Origin of the sequence: Collinsella sp. AM40-7AC, from assembly GCF_003468125.1 — a bacterium.
Taxonomy (GTDB): Bacteria; Actinomycetota; Coriobacteriia; order Coriobacteriales; family Coriobacteriaceae; genus Collinsella; species Collinsella aerofaciens_O.
In genome coordinates this window covers 1-23,918 of record NZ_QSGK01000003.1, presented here as the reverse complement: position 1 = coordinate 23,918, position 23,918 = coordinate 1, and the positions used below count along the sequence as shown (strand labels likewise).

The 23,918-nt window shown below is 65.0% G+C and carries 22 protein-coding genes and 1 pseudogene; 18 read left to right on the top strand and 5 right to left on the bottom strand.

What is annotated here, in order from left to right; genetic code table 11:
• Window positions 1-2: 2 nt before the first annotated feature.
• Genes cobI through cobK form a run of 15 tightly spaced genes read left to right on the top strand, consistent with a single transcriptional unit; the run spans window position 3 to window position 14,436 of the window.
• On the top strand, window positions 3-668 hold the full coding sequence (cobI, locus tag DW892_RS03155; RefSeq protein ID WP_199577663.1) for a precorrin-2 C(20)-methyltransferase: 666 nt from the start codon (window positions 3-5) through the stop codon (window positions 666-668).
• Window positions 669-1,802 carry a cobalt-precorrin 5A hydrolase gene (locus DW892_RS03150; protein WP_117765628.1) on the top strand — a complete coding sequence of 378 codons (1,134 nt, stop codon included), beginning with the start codon at window positions 669-671 and terminating at the stop codon, window positions 1,800-1,802. It abuts the gene before it with no gap.
• Window positions 1,802-2,545 (top strand): precorrin-3B C(17)-methyltransferase, encoded by a 744-nt coding sequence (gene cobJ / locus DW892_RS03145; protein ID WP_117765626.1) that lies wholly within the window; start codon window positions 1,802-1,804, stop codon window positions 2,543-2,545. The genes DW892_RS03150 and cobJ overlap by 1 nt, the downstream gene beginning before the upstream one ends.
• On the top strand, window positions 2,533-4,005 hold the full coding sequence (gene cbiE, locus DW892_RS03140; RefSeq protein ID WP_117765624.1) for a precorrin-6y C5,15-methyltransferase (decarboxylating) subunit CbiE: 1,473 nt from the start codon (window positions 2,533-2,535) through the stop codon (window positions 4,003-4,005). The genes cobJ and cbiE overlap by 13 nt, the downstream gene beginning before the upstream one ends.
• Window positions 4,002-5,384: a cobyrinate a,c-diamide synthase gene (locus tag DW892_RS03135; protein WP_233539073.1), complete on the top strand. Its 1,383-nt coding sequence runs from the start codon at window positions 4,002-4,004 to the stop codon at window positions 5,382-5,384. Before cbiE ends, DW892_RS03135 begins: the two co-directional genes overlap by 4 nt.
• A complete protein-coding gene (locus DW892_RS03130) occupies window positions 5,377-6,519 on the top strand; it encodes a nicotinate-nucleotide--dimethylbenzimidazole phosphoribosyltransferase (protein WP_117765622.1) in 1,143 nt (380 codons plus the stop codon). Before DW892_RS03135 ends, DW892_RS03130 begins: the two co-directional genes overlap by 8 nt.
• On the top strand, window positions 6,516-7,064 hold the full coding sequence (locus DW892_RS03125) for a bifunctional adenosylcobinamide kinase/adenosylcobinamide-phosphate guanylyltransferase (RefSeq protein WP_117765620.1): 549 nt from the start codon (window positions 6,516-6,518) through the stop codon (window positions 7,062-7,064). The genes DW892_RS03130 and DW892_RS03125 overlap by 4 nt, the downstream gene beginning before the upstream one ends.
• A 2-nt stretch (window positions 7,065-7,066) precedes the next feature.
• On the top strand, window positions 7,067-7,828 hold the full coding sequence (cobS, locus tag DW892_RS03120; protein ID WP_158567015.1) for an adenosylcobinamide-GDP ribazoletransferase: 762 nt from the start codon (window positions 7,067-7,069) through the stop codon (window positions 7,826-7,828).
• A gap of 41 nt (window positions 7,829-7,869) precedes the next feature.
• Window positions 7,870-8,826, top strand: a complete 957-nt coding sequence (locus DW892_RS03115) for a histidine phosphatase family protein (protein ID WP_233546791.1) — start codon at window positions 7,870-7,872, stop codon at window positions 8,824-8,826.
• The gene (cbiB, locus tag DW892_RS03110) at window positions 8,826-9,800 is read left to right on the top strand and encodes an adenosylcobinamide-phosphate synthase CbiB (RefSeq protein ID WP_117765615.1); all 975 of its coding nucleotides are present in this window, start codon (window positions 8,826-8,828) and stop codon (window positions 9,798-9,800) included. Before DW892_RS03115 ends, cbiB begins: the two co-directional genes overlap by 1 nt.
• Entirely contained in the window at window positions 9,797-11,020 is a 1,224-nt protein-coding gene (locus DW892_RS03105) for a histidinol-phosphate transaminase (RefSeq protein ID WP_158567014.1), read from the top strand. The genes cbiB and DW892_RS03105 overlap by 4 nt, the downstream gene beginning before the upstream one ends.
• Window positions 11,013-12,512: a cobyric acid synthase gene (locus tag DW892_RS03100; protein WP_233546789.1), complete on the top strand. Its 1,500-nt coding sequence runs from the start codon at window positions 11,013-11,015 to the stop codon at window positions 12,510-12,512. Before DW892_RS03105 ends, DW892_RS03100 begins: the two co-directional genes overlap by 8 nt.
• Entirely contained in the window at window positions 12,509-13,024 is a 516-nt protein-coding gene (locus DW892_RS10475) for a cob(I)yrinic acid a,c-diamide adenosyltransferase (RefSeq protein ID WP_187364971.1), read from the top strand. Before DW892_RS03100 ends, DW892_RS10475 begins: the two co-directional genes overlap by 4 nt.
• Entirely contained in the window at window positions 13,025-13,666 is a 642-nt protein-coding gene (locus tag DW892_RS10470) for a precorrin-8X methylmutase (protein ID WP_187364970.1), read from the top strand.
• Window positions 13,663-14,436 carry a precorrin-6A reductase gene (gene cobK / locus DW892_RS03090; RefSeq protein ID WP_117765609.1) on the top strand — a complete coding sequence of 258 codons (774 nt, stop codon included), beginning with the start codon at window positions 13,663-13,665 and terminating at the stop codon, window positions 14,434-14,436. The genes DW892_RS10470 and cobK overlap by 4 nt, the downstream gene beginning before the upstream one ends.
• A gap of 211 nt (window positions 14,437-14,647) precedes the next feature.
• Here the strand turns inward: cobK and DW892_RS03085 are convergent, their stop codons facing one another.
• The 5 genes from DW892_RS03085 to sdaAA all read right to left on the bottom strand — a co-directional run bounded on the left by DW892_RS03085 (window position 14,648) and on the right by sdaAA (window position 21,673).
• A complete protein-coding gene (locus DW892_RS03085; RefSeq protein ID WP_117765607.1) occupies window positions 14,648-15,862 on the bottom strand; it encodes an ABC transporter permease in 1,215 nt (404 codons plus the stop codon).
• Window positions 15,859-16,632: an ABC transporter ATP-binding protein gene (locus DW892_RS03080; protein ID WP_117765605.1), complete on the bottom strand. Its 774-nt coding sequence runs from the start codon at window positions 16,630-16,632 to the stop codon at window positions 15,859-15,861. The genes DW892_RS03085 and DW892_RS03080 overlap by 4 nt, the downstream gene beginning before the upstream one ends.
• Window positions 16,632-18,068: an efflux RND transporter periplasmic adaptor subunit gene (locus DW892_RS03075; RefSeq protein ID WP_158567013.1), complete on the bottom strand. Its 1,437-nt coding sequence runs from the start codon at window positions 18,066-18,068 to the stop codon at window positions 16,632-16,634. Before DW892_RS03075 ends, DW892_RS03080 begins: the two co-directional genes overlap by 1 nt.
• 132 nt (window positions 18,069-18,200) lie before the next feature.
• Window positions 18,201-19,916, bottom strand: coding sequence for a L,D-transpeptidase (locus tag DW892_RS03070; protein WP_158567012.1), 1,716 nt, complete (start codon window positions 19,914-19,916; stop codon window positions 18,201-18,203).
• A 149-nt stretch (window positions 19,917-20,065) separates the two neighbouring features.
• Window positions 20,066-21,673 (bottom strand): L-serine ammonia-lyase, iron-sulfur-dependent, subunit alpha, encoded by a 1,608-nt coding sequence (gene sdaAA, locus DW892_RS03065; RefSeq protein ID WP_117765599.1) that lies wholly within the window; start codon window positions 21,671-21,673, stop codon window positions 20,066-20,068.
• 707 nt (window positions 21,674-22,380) lie between these two features.
• Between sdaAA and DW892_RS03060 the strand changes: the two genes are divergently transcribed.
• The 3 genes and pseudogenes from DW892_RS03060 to DW892_RS03050 all read left to right on the top strand — a co-directional run.
• Complete coding sequence (locus DW892_RS03060; protein ID WP_199577675.1) at window positions 22,381-23,271, top strand: DUF6017 domain-containing protein; 891 nt, start codon at window positions 22,381-22,383, stop codon at window positions 23,269-23,271.
• 15 nt (window positions 23,272-23,286) lie between these two features.
• Window positions 23,287-23,499 carry a DUF5348 domain-containing protein gene (locus tag DW892_RS03055; protein ID WP_007047432.1) on the top strand — a complete coding sequence of 71 codons (213 nt, stop codon included), beginning with the start codon at window positions 23,287-23,289 and terminating at the stop codon, window positions 23,497-23,499.
• A 105-nt stretch (window positions 23,500-23,604) separates the two neighbouring features.
• Window positions 23,605-23,868, top strand: a pseudogene (locus DW892_RS03050) (PcfB family protein); the annotation flags it as partial.
• Window positions 23,869-23,918 lie beyond the last annotated feature (50 nt).

The window sequence follows — 23,918 nt, the reverse complement described above, 5'->3', positions numbered from 1 at the left end:
GGGTGGGCACGGGGCCTGCCGACCCCGAGCTGCTCACGATCAAGGCCGTCCGCACAATCGAATCGTGTCCGGTCATCGCCGCACCGCAGACGGCGGACGGGGCCATGGTCGCGCTCGACATCGTGCGCGGCGCCGTCGACCTTACAGGCAAGACGGTGATCCCCGTGCGATTCTCGATGACGCGCGACGTCGAGCGCCGCGCGGCCGAGCATGCCTCGCTTGTTCGCGAGCTTGTCGCGCACCTGGATGCGGTCCGCGACGTCGCGCTGCTGAACCTGGGGGACCCGAGCATCTACGCCACCTTCCAGCGCATAGCGCCCGACGTGCGCGCCTGCGGGTTCGAGGCGCGCGCCATTCCCGGCGTGCCGAGCTTCTGCGCGGTCGCCGCAGCGCTCGAGCGCGACCTCACGCCCGAGATGTCGTCGCCTCTGCACATCGTGCCCGGCGGCTACGACGACGTGCGCCGCGCAATCGGCTGGCCGGGGACGAAGGTGGTCATGAAGGCGCGCCGCTCGCTTGCGGACACGAAGCGCATCCTTCGCGAGGAGGGCGCCTTCGACGGTGCCGAGCTCGTAGAGGACTGTGGGCTTCCGGGCGAGCGCGTGTACCGCTCGCTCGACGATGTGCCCGATCGGGGCAGTTACTTCTCGACGATGGTGGTGCGCTAGATGAGGGTTTCCTGCATAGCGTTCACTGAGAGGGGGTATGCGTTGGCGGAGCGCACCGCACACGCGCTTTCCGATTGCGCGCAGACAGGTGAAGATGACCCTGGCTGGGACGTTTCCGTTTCGCGCGGGTTCGGCGAGGGGAAGGCCGACCTGCGCGCATGGACGGCGCTCGCGTGGGAAGCGTCGGACGCGCTTCTGTTCGTGGGCGCGGCGGGCATCGCCGTGCGGGCGATCGCGCCGCATGTCGCCTCGAAGGCAAGCGATTCCGCGGTTGTGGCAATCGACGAGGCGGGGCGCTTTGCCGTCCCGCTTTTGTCGGGGCATTTGGGCGGTGCGAACGAGCTTGCGCAAACTGTGGCACGCGCGGCAGGGGCCATCCCCGTCATCACCACGGCGACCGACGTCCGCGGCGTGTGGGCGGTGGATACGTGGGCGCGCTGTGCGGGGCTCGCCGTTTCGAATCCCGAGGCCATCAAGCGAGTGTCGGCGCGGCTGCTTTCGGGCGGGCGCGTGGCGCTCTATTCCGACATGCCGATTTCGGGACAGCCGCCTGAGGGGGTTGACATTGCGTCCGACCGCGCTCGGGCCGATATCGTCGTGTCGCCGTTCGCTGGCGCGAATGCAGGTGCGTCCGTTCGCGCAGCGGAGACGACGGGCGATGTCGTGCCCGCCGGTGAGACGGGGAAGCCGGCGGGCGTGCGGGCGCAGGCGCCTGCGCCCGAGCCGCTTCGCCTTGTCGTGCCCTGCATCGTTGCGGGCATAGGGTGCCGTCGCGGTGCGTGCGCCGAAGCGATCGGGGAGGCGTTTCTTCTCGCGTGCGGGCAGGCGGGTATCTCGCCTTCGGCCGTGCGCGAGGCGGCGACGATCGACGTGAAGGCGCACGAGGAGGGTCTGCTCGCCTTCTGCCGCGCGCGCAAGATTCCGCTTGCGACGTATTCCGCAGAGGAGTTGTCGCAGGTCGAAGGTAGCGTTTCGCCATCTGATTTCGTGCGCGCGACGGTGGGGGTCGACAATGTGTGCGAGCGCGCGGCGCTCGCGGGCGGGGGCAAACTTATCTTCCCGAAGCTCGCTCACGGCGGCGTGACCGTCGCGTTTTCCAAGGTAACTATCGAACTTTCGTTTAAGGAGCGGTGATGGGAAAGCTCTTCGTGGTGGGGATCGGCCCGGGCGGCCCCGACGGCATGACGATTGCGGCTCGGCGCGCGCTCGAGGCGGCCGACATCGTTGTGGGGTATACGAAATACGTGGAGCTCGCGCTCGCCGCCGTGCCCGACGCGGCGCATCTCGCGACGCCGATGATGCACGAGGTCGAGCGGTGCCGCCTGGCGCTTTCGCGCGCGCAGTGCCGAGAAGCCGTGGCGCTTGTGTGCAGCGGTGACGCGGGCGTGTACGGCATGGCGAGCCCCGTGCTGGAGCTTGCTGAGGACTACCCCGATGTAGACGTGGAAGTTATCGCCGGGGCCACCGCGGCTCAGAGCGGGTCGGCGGTGCTCGGCGCCCCGCTTGCCCACGACTTCGCGGTCGTGTCGCTCTCCGACCTGCTCACGCCGTGGGAGGTCATCGAGCGCAGGCTCGCCGCCGTGGCGAGCGCCGACTTCTGCATCTGTTTGTACAACCCGCGCAGCAGAAAGCGCGCCGACAGGCTCTCGCGCGCGGCGAAGATTATGCTCGAATGGAAGGCCCCCGACACGCTCTGCGGCTGGGTACGCAACATCGGGCGCGAGGGGCAGCAGTCGGGCATGTGCAGGCTCTCCGAGCTGGGGGAGTTCGACGCCGACATGTTCACCACCGTGTTCGTCGGCAACGCGGACACGAAGCGCGTAGGCGGCCGTATGGTCACGCCGCGCGGGTATCGGGAGATTCCATGCGAAAGGTAACGATCATCGGGGCGGGGCCCGGAAACCCCGACTTGCTCTCGCGCGCGGCGCTCGACGCGATTGACATCGCCGACGTGGTCATCGGCGCTCATCGCGCGCTTGTCAGCATCGACGTGCCGCCCGACGTGGTGAGATGCGAGCTCGTGAAGACGGCGGACATCGTCGCCGCGCTCACCGATGCGGCGTCGTGGCAGCGCGCCGTGGTCGTGATGACGGGCGATGTGGGGCTGTTCAGCGGCGCGCGCCGCCTGGTGGAGGCGCTCTCCGGCGACGCGCAGGTGGACGTGCGCGTCATTCCCGGCATAAGCTCAGCGTCGTATCTCGCCGCGCGCCTCGCGCGTCCATGGCAGGATTGGCGCTTCGCGAGCGCTCACGGCGTGGCGTGCGACATCGTGGCCGAGGCCGAGCGCGCAGGTGAGCTCTTCCTCGCCACGTCGGGCGGGGAAGACCCCTCGCGGCTTTCGGGCGAGCTTGTGCAGGCTGGCTTCGGGGACGCGCGCGTGACGGTGGCCGAGCGCCTGTCGTACCCCGACGAGCGCATCACCTGCGCGACCGCAAGTGAAATCGCAGGTCAGACGTTCGACGACTTGAACGTGATGCTTATCGAGTTCGCAGGCTGCGCCGGTTCGCCTGCGGGCTCTAGCGCAGCCTCCGAGGCGCCGGCCGGCGCGTCTGCGCCCGCGGCGGCTTCTTTCGCGGCGGACTCTGCGGGCGCATCCCGCGCCGCGAGCTCCCGCTGGCCGTACGCTTCCTCGGGCATTCCCGACGAGCTCTTCATCCGCGGCGACGTTCCCATGACCAAGCAGGAGGTGCGCGCCGTCGCGCTCGCGAAGCTGCGCCTTACCGCGACCGACACCGTGTGGGATGTCGGCGCCGGCACGGGGAGCGTTTCGATCGAGGCGGCGCTCGTCGCGCGAGCGGGGTCGGTATGGGCGGTCGAGCGCAACGCGACCGGCGTGCGGCTCATCCGAGAGAACGCGGATGCATTCGGGTGCGGCAACGTGCATGCGGTCCCCGGTGTCGCCCCCGAAGCGCTCGCGAAACTGCCCGTCCCCGACGCCGTGTTCGTCGGCGGGAGCGCGGGCGAGCTTCCCTCCATCGTGGAGGCGGCGCTCGAGAAGAACTCGCAGGTTCGCCTGTGCGTGCCATGCGTCACCGTTGAGACGCTCACCGAGGCGTTCGCGCTCCTCTCGGGTTCGCGCTTTAAGGGGTTCGAGGCGTGCCAGGTGTCGGCCGCCCGTGCCGAGGCTGTAGGCTCGCACCATCTTATGAAGGCGCAAAACCCCGTGTTCCTCGTCAGCGCGCGTGGTGCGGGCGCGGATGCCGAGGAGCTTGCCGAAGTCGGCGCGCTTGCTGAGTCGCCTGTCGGGGAGGACCTCTCTGTCGAGGGGAACCCATCCGTTGAGGTGGTCTCGCTTGCTAACTGCAGCGCCGCAGGTGGGGAAGGCGGCGCCCGGTGAGCACGTCCATCCCGCGCTTCATGGTCGCTGCGCCCTCGAGCGGGAGCGGCAAGACGGTCGTAACGTGCGCGCTCCTGCGCGCGCTCGCGCGCCGCGGCCTTGCATGCGCGGCCTTCAAATGCGGCCCCGACTACATTGACCCGCTCTTTCATCGCCGCGTCGTGGGTGCGCGCTCGGGCAATTTAGACGGCTTCTTCACCGACGCCCCGACGCTGCGCGCACTGCTCGCATGCGGCGCCGCGGGCGCGGATGTCGCGGTGCTCGAGGGGGTCATGGGCTTCTATGACGGCATGGCGCCCGGCGTGGCCGACGCGAGCAGCTATCAGGTTGCGCGCGACACGGAAACGCCGGTCGTTTTAGTGGTGAACGGGCGCGGGGCGTCTTTATCGCTCGCCGCCGTAATCCGCGGCATCGCCGAGTTCCTGCCTTGTGCGAACGTGCGCGGCGTCGTGCTGAACAAGACGAGCGCCGCTGCCTGCGCCTACGCGGCGCCTGCGATCGAGAAGCACACGGGCGTCGCGGTTTTGGGGAATATCCCCGCCGACGAGGCGTTCTCGCTCGAAAGCCGGCATCTGGGGCTTGTGACCGCCGACGAGGTCGAGCAGCTCTCCGCGCGCATCGACAAGATGGCCGAGCTGGTGGAAAAGAGCGTCGACGTCGACCGCTTGCTCGAAATAGCGGCGACGGCACCCGATATCCGCGAGGAACCTTACCGGTTGGAGCCGATCGCGGGAGCGCGGCCCATCGTCGCCGTCGCGCGTGACGAGGCGTTCTCGTTCTACTACGAGGAGAACCTGCGCGCGCTCGAGGATCTGGGTTGCGAGCTGGCCTTTTTCAGCCCCCTGTGTGATAGCGAGTTGCCCCGGGGGACAAGCGCCCTCTATCTGGGGGGCGGCTACCCGGAGCTCCATGCGCGGCAGCTCTCCGAGAACGCGCCGATGCGCGAGGCGGTGCGGCGCGCGGTGGAATCCGGCATGCCGACGGTCGCCGAATGCGGTGGGTTTCTTTACCTGCAGCGCGAAATCGCCGATAGCGAGGGGCGGCGCTGGCCTGTTGCGGGCGCCCTTGAGGGCGCAAGCGAGAACGGGGGAAGGCTGTCCCATTTCGGGTACGTGGAGCTTACTTCCCAACGCGACGGGCTCTACGGGCCGCGCGGCACACGCATCCGCGCGCACGAGTTCCACTACTGGCAGTCCACCTGCCCGGGCGGCGACTTTTGGGCGCAGAAGCCCCGGCGCGACAAGGGCTGGCCGTGCATGACGACCACCCCGTCCCTGGTGGCGGGCTTCCCGCATGTGTACTATCCTGCGAACCCCGACGTTGCGCGCGCGTTCGCGTCTGCCGCAGCGTCGTTCGCAGAGAGGAGGCGGCATGGCTGAAGCAACCGAAACCGCGCTTGCCTGCATCCGCGAGGAAGTCGAGCGCGCGTTCTCGTCGGCGCCGGGCGCCGTGCTCGAAGCCGCGCTCTCCCGGATCGAGCCCGCAGACGAGTGCGCCCGTGCCGCCGCGTACGCCGCGTGGGACTCCATCGCGCACCCCTTGGGGGGATTGGGCGACTTTGAAGACGCCGTCGCGTGTATCGCCGCAGCTCAGGGGAGCGCCGAGGTGGCCGAGTTTCCCCGTGCGCTCGCGGTATTCTTCTCCGACAACGGGGTCGTTGCCGAAGGCGTGTCGCAAAGCGGGCAAGATGTGACGCGAGCCGTCGCGCGCAACATGTGCGAGGGGGCCGCGAGCGCCTGCCGCATGGCGGCGTTCGCGGGTGCCGAGGTCGTGCCCGTCGACGTGGGTATGGCCCGGGGCATAGAAGACGCGCGCATGGTGCGCGCGAACGTGCGGCGGGGGAGCGGCAACATCGCTCTCGGCTCCGCTATGTCTCGCGATGGGGCCGTGCGCGCGATCGAGGTCGGAATCGCCGTCGCGTGCGGGCTTGCCCGCGCCGGCGTGCGCCTTCTCGCCGCGGGCGAGATGGGCATCGGCAACACGACCACCTCGGCGGCGGTGGCCGCAGTGCTCATCCGGGCGGACGCGCGGAGCCTTGTCGGGCGCGGCGCGGGGCTCTCGGACGCCTCGCTCGCGCGCAAGCGCGACGTGGTCGAGCGCGCTATCGACGCGAACTCGCCCGATCCCGCCGACCCGATCGACGTGCTCTCGAAGGTGGGCGGCTTCGACATCGCTGCGTTGTGCGGCTTCTACCTGGGGGCCGCGGTCTCGAAGGCACCGGCGCTCCTCGACGGGGTCATATCCTGCACGGCGGCCCTGTGCGCGGCGCGCCTGTGCCCCAACGCCTTGGGCTACCTCGTGGGCACCCACGCATCAAGCGAACCCACAAGCCGGGAGCTCCTTCGCGAGCTCGGCATAAAGGCACCACTCGACGCAGGCATGCACTTGGGCGAGGGCGCGGGAGCCATGGCGTATCTGCCCCTTCTGGATTCGGCGTTGCGCGTGTACCGGGATGGGAAGACGTTCACGGCGACTGGCATGGCTGCTTACGAGCATTTCGAGGCCGGGAAATGACGGTGACGCTCGTTATCGGCGCCGCCGCGAGCGGCAAGAGCGCCTACGCCGAGTCCCTGTGCCTCGGGCACGACGGCCCCCGCGTGTACCTGGCAACGATGGAGCCCTTCGGGGAAGAGGGCGCCCGCCGCATCGCGCGCCATCGGGCGCTGCGCGAGGGCAAGGGGTTTTCTACCCTCGAGTGCACGCGTGACGTGGGCGCCGCAGTGCCCGGGCTTCCGCGCGGCTGCACGCTTCTTTTGGAGGACGTGGGCAACCTGGTTGCGAACGAGCTCTTCGCGGAAGGCGGCTTGTCCCCGCATGACCCCGACGCTGCGGCGCGCGAGGTGCTCAGAGGCATTGAACGGCTCGCTCAGGCCGCTGCGTATACGGTGGTGGTCACCGTCGACGTGTTCGCCGATGGGATGCGCTACGATGAGGGGACCGAGGCATGGAGGCGCGCGCTCGCGCGCGTGAACGCGGGTGTGGCGGCGCTGGCCGACCGCGCAGTCGAAGTGGTATGCGGGATTCCCGTGTGGATGAAAGGCGAAGGACCTACAAGGTGAAGATGGTAGAGGCAATCGGCGCGGCGTTCGGAACGTTCTCGCGCATCCCCGTCCCGAAATCGGCCTGGACCGATTTCGGGTCAACCCATGCGCTTGCCGCGTTTCCCCTGGTGGGCCTTGCGGAAGGCTTCCTCATGACGGCGTGGGGACACGTTGCGAACCTGCTCGGCGTGCCCGCGACCATCGTCGCGGCCGTGCTCGTGGCGCTGCCTGTGGCGGTGACGGGAGGCATCCACCTAGACGGGCTCTGCGACACCTCCGATGCGCTTGCAAGTTGGGCCCCGCGCGAGCGAAAGCTCGAGATCATGCACGACCCGCGGGCGGGCGCCTTCGGGGTCATCGGTGTTGTTGTGTACCTTATTCTGCAGTTTTCCCTTTTCACCGCGCTGTCGCTTACGGCGGGGGCGTTCCTCGCGCTTCTGTGCTCTCTCGTGTTCTCCCGCTCGCTTTCGGGGCTCGCCGTTGAATGCTGGCCTGCCGCGCGGGCGGACGGCATGGCCGCGGGGCTCTCGCCTGCGAAGAAGCGCGCGGCGATCGTCGTGCCGCTTTGCGCTTTCGCTGCGGCTTCGGCTGCAGGGATGGTCGCGTGCGCTCAGGCCGTCGGCGCCCTTATGGCGGTGGCGGGGCTTTTGGCGCTCGCGTGGTACCGCCATGTTGCTCTGTCCCGCTTCGGCGGAGTGACGGGGGATTTGGCCGGATGGTTTCTGCAATGGGCCGAGCTCGCGATGCTTGCCATGCTGGTGGCGGGGGGCATGCTCCTATGATGCTCGTGGTAGGTGGCGCGCATTCGGGGAAGAGGACCTTCGTGCGCGAAAAGCTCGGGTTCGCGGCGGACGATTTCGTCGACGCGGCGCAGTTTGCGGAGGGCGGCGTGCCCGCGGCTTTTGCCGGCCGTGTCGCTTACCGTGCTGAGGAACTCGTACGCGCGCTCGACGCTGACCGGGCGCTTGAGCGGCTGATCGGCTTCGACGTTGTGATTCTGTCCTTGGTCGGCTCGGGGGTCGTCCCTATGCGTGCGGAAGACGCCCAATGGCGCGAGCGCGCGGGGCGCCTGGGATGCGCGCTCGCTGCGCGCGCCGACGTCGTCGTGCGCATGACGTGCGGGATACCCCAGGTCATCAAAGGAAACCTTGCGGATGCGCCTCGAGGGACGCAGGGCGCGGGCGCGCCTTTGGAAGTCGTCTTCGTGCGCCATGGTGCCACGGCGGGCACGGAAGACCATCGCTACAGCGGGGCGGGCACCGACGAGCCCCTGTCGAGCGCGGGTGAGCGCGCTTTGCGCGACCTCGCGTGCTATCGTGACGTGTTCCGTGTTATCACGAGCGGCATGGCCCGCACCGACCAGACGGCGCGCATCCTCTTCCCGAACGCGGAGTTTATGGCGTGCCCCGGTCTGCGCGAGATGGATTTCGGCGACTTCGAGGGGCGAAGCGCCGCCGAGCTTAAAGAGGATGCGCGCTACCGCGCCTGGGTTGACTCCTGGTGCGAGACGCGCTGTCCGCATGGCGAGGGCAAGAGCGATTTCACCCGCCGCGTCGTCGCGGCGTTTCGGGAGGCGTGCGAATCGGAGCGCGTCCAGGGGAGTGGGCGCGCCGTCTTCGTCGTTCACGCGGGTACCGTGAAAGCGCTGCTTTCCGAGCTAGCTGTCCCGAAAATTGGATACTTCGACGTGCATACCGAGCCGGGCGGCGCATGGGCCGCCACCTGGGATGGGCGCAGCCTTCGCGACGTTCGTCCCGCTTCGGGGGGCGATGCCCGGTGATGACGATTCTTGCCGTCGTCGCCGGGTTCGCGGCCGACCTTGCCTTCGGCGACCCGCGCTGGCTTCCCCATCCCGTCGTCGCCATGGGGCGCGCGATCACGTGGGCCGAAGGCCGCCTGCGGCGCGCATTCCCGCAAACGTCCGCGGGCACGCGCGCCGCAGGGCTTGTGCTCGCCGTGGCGCTTCCGCTTGCGTGTGGGCTTTTGACCTGGGGAATCCTGCATCTTTGCGGCATGGTTCACTCCGGCCTGCGCTTCGTGGCCGAGGCATGGGCGAGCTATCAGATTCTCGCGGCATGCGAGCTGCGCCGCCAGAGCCTGGCCGTGGCCCGTGCGTTCTCGAGGGGCGGCCTTGTCGCGGCGCGCGAAGCCGTCGGGCTCATCGTGGGACGCGACACGTCTGTTCTCGACGAGCAGGGCGTCGCGCGCGCCGCCGTGGAAACGGTGGCGGAGAACGCGAGCGACGGCGTCATCGCGCCGCTTTTCTACCTTATGATCGGGGGTGCGCCCTTGGGCATGGCGTACAAGGCAGTGAACACGCTCGACAGCATGGTGGGCTACAAAAACGAGCGCTACATCGACTTCGGCTGCGCCTCGGCGCGCCTCGACGATGCGGTGAACTGGATTCCCTCGCGCTTATCGGCCCTGCTCATGATCGCCGTATGCCCGATCGTCGGGCTCGACGCGCGCGGGGCGGCGCGCATCTGGCGCCGCGACAGGCGTCGCCATGCGAGCCCGAACGCGGCACAGACCGAGTCAGCGTGCGCGGGCGCGCTCGGGCTGCGCCTGGCAGGACCCGCGGTGTATTTCGGCAAGCTCGTTGAGAAACCGACGATAGGTGACGCGTCCCGTGAAATCGAGTGGGGCGACATCGCCCGGGCGACAAGGCTCATGCTCGCCGCGTCCGTATGCGCGCTCGTCGTCTTCGGTGCCGTGCACGCGGCGGTCGTGCTCGCCGTGGGGGCGATGGCATGAGGGAAGACCACGCCGCGCCCCGGGCTGCCGGGGGAATCCTGCGCGCCCGTGCGCATGGGGGTAGCACGCAATCGCTCGGCATCGCTTGTGAAGGGGGCGCCTCCGACCTCATTGACTTCTCGGTGAACGTGAATCCGGCAGGCCCCTCGCCGCGCGCCGTCGCCGCAGCTTGCAAGGCGCTTTCTCGAATCGACGCCTACCCCGATAGGGAAAGCCTCGCCCTCGTTCGCGCCCTAGCGCGCGCCCAGGGCATTCCCGAAGATACTATCGTCTGCGGCGCGGGCGCGGCCGACATCATCTGGCGGCTCGCCGCGGCGGTGCGCCCGAAACGCATCGTCGTGTGCGCGCCGACGTTCTCTGAATATGCGGAGGCGGCATCGTACTACGGCGCATGCGTGCAGGAGTTCCCGCTCTCCGAAGCGGACGACTTCGACGTGCCCGCCTCCTTCGCCCGCGCGATCGAGGGGCCGGGAGACGTGGCGTACCTCTGCAATCCGAACAATCCGACGGGGCGACTCGTCGACCCCAGCGTGATCGATGCCGCGGCTTGCCGCTGCGAGCAGGTGGGCGCGCTGCTCGTCGTGGACGAGTGCTTCCTCGGATTTGCGCCCGACGCCCGCGAAAGGAGCGTGGCCGCACGTGCCGCGTGTTCGCGCCATGTGGCCGTGCTCTCCGCGTTCACTAAGCTCTACGGAATGGCGGGGTTGCGGTTGGGATATCTGATCAGCGGAAACGCCCAACTCATCGAGGGGATTCGCCGGGCGGGGCAGGCGTGGCCCGTCTCCTCGGTCGCCGAGGCCGCGGGTATCGCCGCCCTGGAAGACGTTGAATACGTCTCGCGCACGCGCGACGTATTGGCGGGCGAGCGAGCGTGGCTTTCCCACGAGCTCTCCTCGCTCGGGCTTTCCGTCGTGCCGTCGGATGCGAACTTCCTTTTAGTCCGCACGCCGGCGAAAGACATCCCCGAGCGCCTGTATAAACAGGGGGTTTTGGTCCGCACGTGCGACTCGTTTTCGGTACTGTCCCGTTTCTGGTGCCGCGTTGCGGTGCGCACGCGCAAGGAGAATGCCCGGCTTGCGATGGCGTTCAGCCGCGCACTTCGGGCGGAAGGTGCATCGGGCGAAGGCGAACCCGATGAACGGGGCGGCGCTTCTTGTAGCGGCGCTATGGCGGGCGCGGATGGCCGAGGCTCGGCGAAGGAGGTCGATACCCGTGGGTAGGGCGAAGCCCATCATGATCCAGGGCACCATGTCAAACGCGGGGAAGAGCCTGCTTGCGGCGGGGCTGTGCCGTGTGCTTTCGCAGGACGGCCTGCGCGTGACTCCCTTCAAGAGCCAGAACATGGCGCTCAACAGCGGTGTCACGGCCGACGGGCTCGAGATGGGGCGCGCCCAGATCATGCAGGCCGAGGCGTGCGGAATCGCGCCCGACGTGCGCATGAACCCCATCCTTCTCAAGCCCGAAAGCGACCACCGAAGCCAGCTCATCGTGGCCGGCAAGGCGAAGGGAGTCTTCGCTGCGAGGGACTACTTCGCGCGAAAGAAGGCGCTCATGCCGCAGATTTTGGAGGCGTTCGATTCTCTCGCGGAGGAAAACGACGTCATCGTCATCGAGGGCGCCGGCAGCCCCGCCGAAATCAACCTTTCCGAAAACGACATCGTCAACATGGGGCTCGCGCGCGCCGTGTCCTCCCCCGTGCTGCTCGTGGGCGACATCGACCCAGGCGGGGTGTTTGCCCAGCTCTACGGTACGGTCGCGCTCTTTGCGCCCGAGGATCGCGCGCTTTTGCGGGGGCTTGTGGTGAACAAGTTCCGCGGCGATGTGGAAATCCTGCGCCCGGGTTTGGCCCCGCTCGAGAAGATGTGCGGGGTTCCCGTCGTGGGGGTCGTGCCGTATCTTACGCTCGACCTGGACGACGAGGACTCGCTCGCGCCGCGCCTATCTGCCCGCGAGGCGCGCGGCGTCATCGATGTCGCCGTCGTGCGCCTTCCGCATCTGTCGAACTTCACCGACTTCGACCCGCTTTCGCGCGTGCCAGGCATGGGCGTGCGCTACGTTTCCTCGACGACCGATCTGGGCCGACCCGACCTGGTGGTGCTCCCCGGCTCGAAGTCCACGCTCGACGACGCGCGCTGGCTTGCGGCTAGCGGCATCGGAGCCTGTGTACGCGCGCTTTCGGGCGCGGGCACGCCGGTGCTCGGCATATGCGGAGGCTACCAGCTTTTGGGAGACGAGCTTTCCGACCCGCACGGCAGGGAAGGCGCTGGCACCGCGCGCGGGCTCGGGCTCATCCCTGCAAGCACGGTGTTCAAGGAGGAAAAGCGCCTCGCCCAGTCGGAGCTGCGCATCACGGGCGCCCAAGGCGCGTTCTCGGTGTGGAACGGCATGACGGCACGCGGGTACGAGATTCACGACGGCGAAACGACCGTCTCCTGCGCCCCTGCAGGCACGATTGGCGGCAAACCAGAAGGCGCGGCCTGCGGAAACGTGTTCGGAACCTATCTCCACGGCCTGTTCGACGAACCGGGGTTGGCGCTCGCCCTCGCGCGCTCGCTCGCGCGCATGCGCGGCCTGCCCGAGAGCGTCGTGGGTGCTGCGGGCGCAGCGTCCGCAGCCGATCACCGTGCGCGCGAGTTCGACCGCCTGGCCGACGTCGTGCGCGCGGCGCTCGACATGGAGTATGTCTACCGCATTATCGAGGAGGGCGTATGATCCACGTGTATCATGGCGACGGCAAAGGCAAGACCACGGCGGCGATGGGCCTCGCCCTTCGCATGCTCGCCGCAGGCCGCCGCGTCGTCGTCGTGCAGTTCCTGAAAGACGGCGAAAGCGGGGAGGCGCGCCTGCTCGCCGAGCATTTCGGCGTGCCCGTGTTCGCGGGGAAGGTGTCGGACAAGTTTACCTGGTCAATGACGTCGGAAGAACTTGCCGCGACGTGCGAGCTGCACGATGGGAACCTCGCTTCCGCGCTCGCCGAGTTCGAGGGCGCTCAGGAGGGGCTGCTCGTGCTCGACGAGGCGCTCGACGCGCTTTCGAAGGGGCTTGTCGACGAGGCGCTCGTGGACCGCGCGCTCGATATGTCCGCGCGCGGCGTCGAAGTAGCGCTCACCGGGCGCGCGCCTTCCCGCAAGATCGTGGAGAAGGCCGACTACATAACCGAGATGCGGTGCGAGAAACACCCCTACGCTCAGGGGATATGTGCAAGGGAAGGAGTGGAGTACTAGATGGATTCCAAGGAGATGGCGCCCGGCGACATCGAGCGGCGCAGCTTCGAGATCATCACCGAAGAGCTCGGCGGCCGCACGTTCCCGCCGCTCGAAGAGCCCGTCGTGAAGCGCGTCATCCACACCACTGCCGACTTCTCGTACGCCGATTCCCTCGTGTTCAGCCATGACGCCGCGCACTGTGCGCTCGACGCACTGCGCGCAGGGGCCACGGTGCTCACCGACACGAACATGGCGCTCGCAGGCATAAGCAAGCCCGCGCTCGCGAAGCTCGGCTGCAAGGCCGTGTGCTACATGGCCGACCCTGATGTCGCCGCGGCTGCGCGCGCCGCGGGCACGACTCGCGCCGTTGCGAGCATGGACAAAGCTTGCGGCATCGAGGGTCCGCTCATCGTGGCCGTCGGCAACGCTCCCACAGCACTTCTGCGCCTCGCCGAGCTCATGGACGCGGGGAAGATCGCGCCCGCGCTCGTCGTTGGGGTGCCGGTCGGGTTTGTGAACGTGGTCGAGGCGAAAGAGGAGCTACTCGCGCGACGCGTGCCGGCCATCGTCGCGAGGGGTCGCAAGGGCGGCTCGACCGTGGCGGCCGCCATTATGAATGCGCTGCTCTACCAGATCACGCGCACGGCTGGCGCGAAGTGACGGCCCCCGCATCCGTGCCGGCGCTGCGCATCTTCGCCGGCACCACCGAGGGCCGCCTTCTATGCGAATGGGCGAGCGAGGCGGGCATCCCCGCCCGTGCCTACGCGGCAACCGAGTACGGAGGTGAGCTTTTGGGCGAGCTTCCGGGCATCGAGGTGCATGCGAGCAGGCTCGACGAGGCCGACATGGAGCGCGAGCTATTCGGCGCGCGCATCGTCGTCGACGCCACGCACCCCTTCGCTACGCTCGCAAGCGGCAACATCCGGGCCGCTTCGCTCGCCGTGGGCGCACGATGCCTGCGCCTTGCGCGCCCGGCCGAGGCGCTGCCCAAAGGCGTCGTGTCGGTCGCGTCGATCGCCTGCGCGGCGCGCTTTCTCTCCGAGAACCCGGGTCGTGCGCTTCTCACGACGGGGAGCAAGGAGCTTGCTCCCTACACGCGCGTCGCCGATTTCGCGGAGCGCTTCTTCGTGCGTGTGCTCCCACTGCCCGGTGCTATAACGAAGTGCATCGACGCGGGGTTTTCGCCGTCGCACGTCATCGGCATGCAGGGGCCCTTCACCCGCGAGCTCAACGAGGCGATGCTACGGCAGGTGGGCGCCCAGTGGCTTGTGACCAAGGACTCGGGAACCGTAGGCGGCACGGCCGAGAAGCTCGCCGCCGCGCGCGACGTGGGAGCGCGCTGCATCGTGGTCACCCGTCCCGCCGAGGGAAGCGGGGCCCTTTCGCTTCGGGAAGTGGAAGACGCGCTCTTACGGGAGTTCGCGCGCTAGGCGCTCGCCGCGCCTGCGCGCCCTCCCGCCCGCGAGGAGGATCGCCTCGAGTAAGCTCGACCCGTACAAGCCCGTCATCCGCCAATAGCTCGAGGACGACGCCCGGAACTGGCGCAAACAGCCCTTCAATAAGTTGCGGTGAAATAGTGTCTGTTTTTACTGCTAGATAGCATATTCAGTCCCTAATTCACCGCAACTTGTTGGTGGTGGCTTACTGGTAGCGTAGACACTCCACCGGGTCGAGCTTTGCCGCGCGTCGAGCGGGGTAGAAGCCAAAGATTACGCCGATGCCGACGGATACGGCGAAGGCCAGCAGTACCGTGGCGATTGAAAAGCTCGGTGTGATTTGCCCGCTGGCACCCAGCTCGCCAAGAATCCCTGATCCGGAGGCAAACATCGCGAGGCCCCAGGCCAGCAGATAGCCTATCAGGACACCCAGTAGGCCACCGGTGACGCACAGCGCCGAAGATTCGGCCAAAAACTGCGCGGTGATATCGCGACGACTGGCGCCCAGAGCGCGGCGGATGCCGATCTCTCGAATGCGCTCAGTCACGTTGGTGAGCATCATATTCATAATGCCGATACCGCCGACAAGCAGCGAGATGCTGGCGACAGCACCCATGATGAGCGAGAACGCGCCCATAAAGGAGTTGAGTGAATCGATGGCGCTTTTCATGGATGTCGCCGATACACTGTCGTACTCATCCTCCTCCTCGATGCCTTTCATTGCGCGCACCTTGGACTCGATGGTCTTACAAAGCTCATCCATGTCCGAGCCCTCGGCGGCAAGTGCCGTCACGCTGGGGAATGAAGGATTCTCGTCGCCAAACAGCCCGGCGATGGTTTCGCGTGGCATATACAGCGTGAGCGAGCCCATGGAGTCGCTGCCGCCATCAATCACGCCTACAATCTGCACCTCGCCGTTAGACACCTTGATGGTTTTCCCCAGCGCATCCTGTTCGTTGCCGTAAAGCTGATCGGCGCCGCCGCGGCTGATGAGCGCCACGCGCGAGCCTGCCTTTGACTCGACATCGGTGTAGGTGCGCCCCGCAACGAGCTTGCTGGCCCCCACGGCGTCGAGCATGTTGCTATCGACACCCTGTGCCATGACGGTATAGCTTTTATCGCCGGTCTTGTACTCGGTATACGCGCTGTCGACAATGCCGATCTGCTCTATCTGCGGCACCAGTTTTTGAAGCTTCTGGACGTCAGAATCAGTGAGTTCTTGGGACGAATAGATCTGAATCATGCGAGCTGCGTTGAGGCCCAGGCTGTTGACCAAGCTGTTTTGGATGCCGCCGATGAGCGAAGTCATGGCAATGACCGAGGCGATGCCGATGACAATGCCCAGGATGGTGAGCAGGCTGCGCCCCTTGTTGGCCTCGAGCGAGTGAAGGGCTTCCTGGATGAGATCGCTGGCGCTCATGCCATCACTCCTTTCGGCGGGTTGGCGGAGGCGGAAATCATGGGCAGGCTATCTACGGCGCTGCGCAGGGTCCGCGGTGCATGCGGAATATACGCGCCGTCGTGAATGCGACCGTCGCGGATGGTCACGGCACGGTCGGCCTCGGCGGCGATGCCGGGGTCGTGTGTGATAAGCACGATGGTTTTGCCGCGCTCCTGGAGCTTGTGGAAGGTTTCCATGACGAGCGCTCCCGTGGCGGAGTCCAGGTTTCCCGTCGGCTCGTCAGCCAAAATGATGGGCGGATCGTTGACGAGGGCGCGTGCGATGGCGACACGCTGCATCTGGCCGCCCGAGAGCTCGGATATGCGGTGGTCCCAGTGGTCGACGGGCAGCGTGACGGCCTGCAGCGCGTGTACGGCGCGCATTTCACGCTGGCTACGGGGCACGTTAGTGTATGCCAGCGGCAGCATGACGTTTTCGATGACCGACAGGCGCGGCAGCAGGTTGAAGCTCTGAAAGACAAAGCCGATGCTCAGGGCGCGGACTTCGGTGAGCTCGTCATCATCGAGCTCGGCCACGTTGAGCCCTTGCAGGTAATAATCGCCTGCCGTCGGTTTGTCCAGGCAGCCCAGGATGTTCATGAGCGTTGACTTGCCCGAGCCCGAGGGGCCGGTGATGGCGACGAACTCGCCGGGATCTACCGCCAGGCTCACGTTGTGCAAGATATGGGCGCAACCCGCCTCGCTCTCAAAGATGCGATGCGCGTTGCGAATGTCGATGACGGGACGCATTACATGCCCTCGTCGGCAGACATGCTGCCCGAATCCGCGCTGTTGCCGCCGTCAGCCGTTGCGTCCGCTCCGGTGTCCATGACGAGGGTGTCACCATCGCGCAGTTTGGTGACCGGCACGTCAGGGCTGATTTCGTTGCCCTGGTCGTCGTGCTTGACCTGTGTCTTGCCGACTACGGCTTCGTTGTCGTTTTGCGTCACGACGGTCACCTTCACGCGACGGGATTGCTTGCCCTCGTCATCGGTTGCCACGTTGACGTAATAGTGTTCGCCGTCATCGGTCATGAGCGCCATCGTCGGCACCATCACCACGTCGTCGAGCTTCTCGGTCACTACCGAGACCTCGGCAGTCATACCCGGCTTAAGGCGACTGTCGGGTGCTTCGATGAGGATGTCGACGTTAAAGGTCACGCTGCCGCCGCTCCCGGAGGAGGAGTCGGAGTTTGCCACCGAGGCGATAGCCGTGACGGTGCCCTGGCTCACGATATCGGGAAACGCGGGATAGGTCACGTTGGCGCTTTGGCTCACGGCAATTTTGGCGATGTCCTTTTCACCCACTTGCACGGTCACCTTCATCTTGGACAGGTCGGCGATCTGCATGCACTGCTTGCCGCCGCTCGTATCGCTTTCGCCCATGATCATGCCGCCTGTTACCGTGGCGCCCACCTTGGCGTTGAGCTCCACGATGCTACCCGAGCTCGGGGCCGTGACCGTGCGACTGGCGGCCTTGGCGTTCGCCTGGTCTAGGTTTGCCTGGGCCGATGCGAGGCTGCGCTGCGCGGCCGATACGGCGTTCGTGTCCGCTGATGCGGCGGAGATGTCAGCCGCTGTGGAAGCTCCATCGACGTCCGTCGTTGGGGTGGCCTGCGCGGCGGCTGCGGCTTTCTGTGCGTTGGCGAGGTCTTCTTGAGCGGCTGCAACTGCACGCTGCGCCTCGGCAACGTTGCGATCGAGCTCGTCGTTTTTAATGGTCATAAGCACGTCGCCCTCGTTGACGGATTGGCCTGCCTGCACGTTGATCGAATCGACCGTACCGTCGACAGAAGGGGAGACCACTGAGGACGAAATGGGTTTAAGCTGGCCTTTCGCCTCGACCGTTGTGGTAAACGTGCCCTCGGTCACCATGTCGGTCACAGGCCCGCTAGCGCCCTGTGGCTGCGCATTGATAACCAGGGTTGCGACAATGGCAATGAGCGCGATGGCACCCACGACGCCGGCGGCAATACCGCGTCGAATCAGTTTTTTGCGTCGACGTTCGGCACGTTTTGCCTTGAGCTTGGCATATGCCTCTTCATCGGAAATCTCGGCCGTATCGTTCGTGCGTCCGCTCTCCTTGTCGGCATGTATGTCTGTGATTAGAGGAAGCGTTTCGGTGACACCTTCGGGCGTGTGCTCGGTATCATCCGGGCCCGGGGTGATCGTGGGGACATTCGGCATAGCGTCTCCTTTATAGAAAGAACCTCGATAAGTATATGCGCCCACCGGTTGGGACGGGCGCATAGGACGGTTTCTTTCGGAACTGTTAGATTGGTCGCAGCAGTTCCATGTTGTATGAATGTGCGCGTTGCACTACGAGTGTACAACCACGCACAGGCCGACTTTGATGCAATCGTGCAGCGCCTTGGCGTCGGCCAGGCGAAGGTTGATGCATCCATGGCTGCCGCACCACTTGTAGGAGTTGGGATCGTCGAAACTCTTGTCGTTTTGCCACGTTGCATCGTGGAAACCGACCATGTTTCCCTCAAACGGCATCCAATAGCTGACCGGGCTCTCGTATTTTGGCTTGCCGGTCTCAGGGTCCTTGGCACCGATGAGCTTGCTGGCGCCATCGTTGCTGTTAATCTGCCATACGCCCTCGGGGGTGGCGTCCTCTCCCGGCTTGCCGGAGATAAAGTTGGCCTCCCACACGATGTTGCCGCTCTCGTCGTAGTAGCGCGCGTGCTGCTCGGATAGATCGACATCGACGTATGCCTTCCAGTCGGGCTCTCCCTTTGCGGTAAAGGTGTCGGCCTTCTGGGAGTACTTGATCTCGATTTCGCCGGTCTGCTTGTTGTTAATGGCGTCCTCGACCTGCTTGGCGAGCGAACTGCTGTCGATGGACCAACCAAAGTCGCCGCCTTCGACGGCGCACTGCTTGCCATCGGCGCGCGTCCACCAGCGAGTGGAGCCCACGGTATTAAAGCCGTTGGCGAGCTCGGCTGCCCAGCTGCTGATCTGCGACGTATCGAGCGTGGGGTTGGCCGGATCGGCAAAGCTGATCCACTGCAATACGGAGCCGCCATCAACCTTGCCGGCATCCTCGCCGTTGAGCTTGAGGGTCACGTTGACGCCCAGGAAGTTGTTGGCGGCATCGCATGCGGCCTGAATCTGATCATCGGTCAGCGTTCCATTGAGCGGCTCATAGGCATCGTTGCCGAGCTTGGTAAGATCTACGGTCTCGGCCAGCGAGGCAAGCTCGAGCTCGGCATACTTAATGACATGCTCGCGGTTGAGTTTTTCGTTGGAGCGCGCCTTCTCGACGGTAAATTTGCCCGCTTGCTCGTCATAGGAGCTATTGGCTTCGAACGTGCCCGAACGCCCCTCGTTAAACTCGTCGATGGCGGCGCCCAGATCCTCCTCAAACTTCTTTTGGTTAAAGGTGTCGGAGAGCATGGACAGGTCGACGTCTTGATCAAGATCAACTTCGTTGGAGGTAGCGGTTGTTTTGGTCTTGCCGCTCAAGGATTCCACAAGGCGGGCCGGCCATATAAAGGCTTCGTTGTGGCTGATAATCTCTTTTGCGGCAGCTTCGCCGTCGACAATGGGCTCATAGGACTCGGGCTGATAGGTCCAGCTAAAGTCATCGCCCGTCACGGTGAGCTTATAGTGCTTCCATGCCGAGTTAACCTTGGTGGCGGCAGACGAAGCGTTGGAGAACGAGACGTCGACGCCGGCGATGGTGGTGTTGGGGTAGGCTAGCTGGGAAAACGCTACGACGCCTACGATATAGACAATGACGATAAGACCCAGGACGACAAAGAGCGTCGTCTTTTTGCCCGACTTATTGTTCTCGGCGGGTTTGCGCGTGGGGCCGCGATCGCCTCGACCATGCGCGGGGGGCTGCTTGGGCGCATTGCCGTTTGCCTGGCGCTGCTGACGTTGCTGGTTCGGCCGTTGGGAAGCGTTTGCCGCACCACGCTGCTGACCGTGACTCGGCGCGATAGGACGCGGCGACTGAACGCCGCCGGTGTGCCTGCTCGGCTGCTGCGGATCGGGAATCAGTTGAGTTCGATCGTTTTGCGACATCGTATGCATATCCTTCGAATTTCGCCTTGCGGCTCATCGTGTTTTTACTGGGCTTGCATTATAGCGATTGCCCTGCTGTTTGTGGTACGGAAACGGTGGCATTCAAAAGAGGTGGGACATTTGTCCCACCTTTGAGTCGTCCTTTGTCGCTATCCGCACACACCGCATTTTGCACAGGCCGAAAGTGCGGCCGGAGCCTGCGCGATGCCGCCCTTGGCCGTCTCGCGCAGGGTTGCCGGCAGGGCGTGGCCCACCGAGAGCATCACATGCGCCATCTGGTCAAACGGCACCAGGCTCTTGATGCCGGCGAGCGCGAGCTGGGCCGAGCTGAAGGCCGCGGCCACGCCGATGGCATTGCGGTTTTGGCACGGCACCTCGACCAGTCCGCCCACGGGGTCGCAAACGAGGCCTAGCAGATTGCTCAGCGCGATGGAACTGGCGTCGAGTGCCTGCTCGGGGGTGCCGCCGAGCATCTGCACCAGCGCGGCGGCGGCCATGGCGGCGGCACTTCCCACCTCGGCCTGGCAGCCGCCCTCGGCGCCGGCGACGCAGGCGCTCGTGGTGAGGTTGAGGCCGATGGCGGCGGCACAGTAGAGGGCATCCATGACCTGCTCGTCATCGAGCTGCAGGTGATCGGCGAGCGCCAGCACGCAGCCGGGGACGACACCCGCGGAGCCTGCCGTAGGGGCGGCAACGATCACGCCCATGGTGGCGGAGCGCTCGAGTACGGCCATGGCACGGGCCACGGCTTCGGTCTGGACGGCGCCCATCAGGCTTGCACTCAAATCGTTGCGGCCGGTGGCATCGACGAGCTTCGCTTCGCCGCCGATAAGCCCGCCGAGTGATCGCTGCGGATTGGCGATGGGGGTTGTGGTCTCCTCGCGCATGACGTCGAGGACGCGGCGCATGGCGGCGACGGCGCGGGCCTCGCCGGTCAGGCGCGCCTCGCGCACGGCCATGACGGCGCCGATGTTGAGGCCGAGTTCGGCGCAGGCGTCGAGCAGCTGTTCACCGTCATCGAAGATCTCCTTGGCCGAGACGCCGGGTGAGAGCGATGATGCCGAGCCGGGGAGCTCAATAAAGGTGGCGTAGTCGACGTTGTCGAGTTTACGCAGCATGGGAATGACGGTGTCATCGGGCGTGCCGTCGGTCTCAAAGACGGAGTAGGCCTGGCCGCCCACCTCGGTGCGGTAGGTGCGGCAGAAGGCGATGTTCACGTGTGCGTAGGCGAGCAGGTTCGTGAGCGCGGCAAGTACGCCGGGGACGTCGTGGTGCGCCACGAAGAGCGTGGAATACATGCCCGAGATGTCGACGCCGATGCCGTTGATGCGGCTGATGCGCATCTTGCCGCCGCCGAGACTCTCGCCGCGGACCTGCGCCGTGGCGCCCGTGTCATCGACCATGTCGATGTCGACGGTGTTGGGGTGGATGGAGGCGTCGTCGCCCTTGATGTCAAAGTGATATTCGAGGCCTTGCTCGCGTGCGAGGTCGAAGGCCTGCTTGATGTTCTCGTCGTCGGTGTCGAGGCCCAGGATGCCCGCGACAAGCGCGCGGTCGGTGCCATGGCCGCGGTAGGTGTGCGCGAAGGAGTTCCACAGGCCAAAGGTAACCTTGGTGATGCGGCCCTCGAGCAAGCTGGCGGCCACCTGTGCGCACCGCAGGGCGCCGGCGGTATGCGATGAGCTGGGGCCGACCATGACGGGGCCTAAGATCTCGAATGCCGAGGTCGTAGCTAGTGTTTGCGGCTTGCCTGCCATGGCTGCTCCTTTGCCTTGTCTCGTCGTCCCGAGGGGCGGGGCATAAGGTCGCCTGCTCGGACAGTCCTGCTCGCACGGAGAGCATATTAAGTGCTCTCCGGCTCGTGCGGAACTTGCGATCGACCTTATGCCCCGCCCCTCGGGACTAAGGATACATGGTAGAGGCGCGTGTGCTGCAAAATTCATTAGCTGGTGACCTATTCCATGTCCCAGGTTGGCTCATCTTCGCCACCGGATTAATAAAAAAGAAGTACCGCTTAACCGTGGTGCCATAAGAAAACATGGAAAAGCCCAGTAAAAACAATGTTTTTAAGGGCAGCGGAAAACGGGGCAGGTCAAAACAACTGAATAATCAGACAGAAACAGGGTGTTGTCAAGCATGACAGCGCCCATTTCTGTTCCCCGGCTAAGCCGCAGATTTTGAAAAAGTCTGCGGCTTTTCTTTTTGCCCAAACGCAGAAAGGAGGCGACGGCCTATGTACTTCACTTCCGGCAGCGACCGGGCCTTTGAACAGCTCATGCAGGGCAAGCCCGGTTTCGACCACTACGACAGCGGCGAGGCGGTCACGCCGGAGGACTGCGGCACCTGCCGCTTTTATCGCCCGCACTGGAAATATCAATTCTGCGTCTATGCGGAATGTCCCTACCAGCCGGGCAAGCTGACCGCCTACGACGCGGTGACATTTCGAGTGAAAGGAGTTGAGAATATGGCAGTATTTCGTGTAGAGCGTAACAAGGGCTACACGGTGATGTCCAATCACCATCTGCGGAACAAGGACTTATCCCTGAAAGCCAAGGGCCTGTTATCGCAAATGCTCTCCCTGCCGGAAGATTGGGACTATACGCTCAAAGGCTTATCCCTTATCAACCGGGAGCAGATCGACGCGATCCGGGCCGCAATCCGGGAGCTGGAACAGGCCGGGTACATCGTCCGATCCCGTGAGCGCGACAGCCAAGGGCGCTTGCGCGGCGCGGACTATGTGATCTATGAACAGCCCCAGCCTGTGCCGGATTCACCTACGTTGGAAAATCCAATGTTGGATAATCCAACGCAGGAAAAGCCTACGTTGGGAAAACCAACGCAATTAAATAAAGATATATCAAGTAAAGAAAAATCAATTACTGATGTATCAATTACCGATCCCATTCCTATCCTTTCCCGACCCTCTCCTTTGGAGGACGAGGCGGCACAGCCGCCGGAACGGAAAGGAACGGAAGCGAAATCACAGAGCGCTATAGAGATTTATCGTCAAATCATCATGGACAACATCGAGTACGAACACCTTTGCCAGCACGTCAAGGGCATTGACCGGGAAACGCTGGACGAGATTGTGGACTTGCTGGTGGAAAGCGTATGCAGCGCCCGCAAGACCATCCGCATTGCCGGGGACGATTACCCGGCAGAGCTGGTGAAATCCAAGTTTATGAAGCTGGACAGCTCTCACATCGAGTTTGTCTTTGACTGTTTGAGCAAGAACACTTCGGAAATCCGCAACATCAAGAAATACCTGCTGGCTATGCTGTTCAATGCGCCCAGCACGATCAACGGGTACTATGCCGCGCTGGTGGCCCATGACATGAACACCGGAAAAATCTGAAAGGAGGACGGCCCTATGAAACAGGGTGCATTGATTTTTGACGAGCGCAGCGACCGTTACGACATTCGCTTTGATCTGGCGGACTACTACGGCGGCCTGCACTGTGGAGAAACCTTTGACGTGATGGTGGGCGGCAGGTGGAAGCCCACCCGCATTGAGTACGGGGACGACTGGTATCTGGTTGGCATCCGTGCCGACGACCTTTCCGGCCTGCGGGTGAGGATTTAATCGGGGACAACCGGCGCAAGCGGCTGTCCCTTTTCTGTTTCCTGCGGCGGCTGACGGTGCCACCTTAACCGTGCCGCCGCACTTCTGCGAAAGGAGGGATAGCGATTGCAGGAGGAAGTAACCCAAAAGACAATGGCCTTTTCCATCAAATCGGCCAAGCTGACGGCCCAAGTGCTGCAAGCGGCGGCCCGCAAGTTTCTGGAAACCCAAAACAAGGGCAAGACCAAGCTGCACCACGGCCAGCAGAGCCTAAAGCAGCTCAAAAAGCACGGGGCGGCCCTGTCCAATATCGAGATCACCGACGCCAACATTGGACTTTTTAAGCCCTGCGCCAAGAAATACGGCGTGGACTTCACGCTGCGGAAAGACGCCAGGTTGATTTTCAATCTCAACGCAACAGCCTGAACGGGCCCCGCGTT

Bases quoted from the DNA above. Each gene is read 5' to 3' on its own strand.
- sdaAA (WP_117765599.1), bottom strand. From the start codon at position 21,673: ATGGCAGGCAAGCCGCAAACACTAGCTACGACCTCGGCATTCGAGATC.
- cbiB (WP_117765615.1), top strand. From the start codon at position 8,826: ATGACGATTCTTGCCGTCGTCGCCGGGTTCGCGGCCGACCTTGCCTTC.
- DW892_RS03085 (WP_117765607.1), bottom strand. From the start codon at position 15,862: ATGAGCGCCAGCGATCTCATCCAGGAAGCCCTTCACTCGCTCGAGGCC.
- cobJ (WP_117765626.1), top strand. From the start codon at position 1,802: ATGGGAAAGCTCTTCGTGGTGGGGATCGGCCCGGGCGGCCCCGACGGC.
- DW892_RS03055 (WP_007047432.1), top strand. From the start codon at position 23,287: ATGAAACAGGGTGCATTGATTTTTGACGAGCGCAGCGACCGTTACGAC.
- DW892_RS03125 (WP_117765620.1), top strand. From the start codon at position 6,516: ATGACGGTGACGCTCGTTATCGGCGCCGCCGCGAGCGGCAAGAGCGCC.
- cbiE (WP_117765624.1), top strand. From the start codon at position 2,533: ATGCGAAAGGTAACGATCATCGGGGCGGGGCCCGGAAACCCCGACTTG.
- DW892_RS03150 (WP_117765628.1), top strand. From the start codon at position 669: ATGAGGGTTTCCTGCATAGCGTTCACTGAGAGGGGGTATGCGTTGGCG.
- DW892_RS03060 (WP_199577675.1), top strand. From the start codon at position 22,381: ATGGCAGTATTTCGTGTAGAGCGTAACAAGGGCTACACGGTGATGTCC.
- DW892_RS03105 (WP_158567014.1), top strand. From the start codon at position 9,797: ATGAGGGAAGACCACGCCGCGCCCCGGGCTGCCGGGGGAATCCTGCGC.
- DW892_RS03130 (WP_117765622.1), top strand. From the start codon at position 5,377: ATGGCTGAAGCAACCGAAACCGCGCTTGCCTGCATCCGCGAGGAAGTC.
- cobS (WP_158567015.1), top strand. From the start codon at position 7,067: ATGGTAGAGGCAATCGGCGCGGCGTTCGGAACGTTCTCGCGCATCCCC.
- DW892_RS03080 (WP_117765605.1), bottom strand. From the start codon at position 16,632: ATGCGTCCCGTCATCGACATTCGCAACGCGCATCGCATCTTTGAGAGC.
- DW892_RS03070 (WP_158567012.1), bottom strand. From the start codon at position 19,916: ATGTCGCAAAACGATCGAACTCAACTGATTCCCGATCCGCAGCAGCCG.
- DW892_RS10470 (WP_187364970.1), top strand. From the start codon at position 13,025: ATGGATTCCAAGGAGATGGCGCCCGGCGACATCGAGCGGCGCAGCTTC.
- DW892_RS10475 (WP_187364971.1), top strand. From the start codon at position 12,509: ATGATCCACGTGTATCATGGCGACGGCAAAGGCAAGACCACGGCGGCG.
- DW892_RS03075 (WP_158567013.1), bottom strand. From the start codon at position 18,068: ATGCCGAATGTCCCCACGATCACCCCGGGCCCGGATGATACCGAGCAC.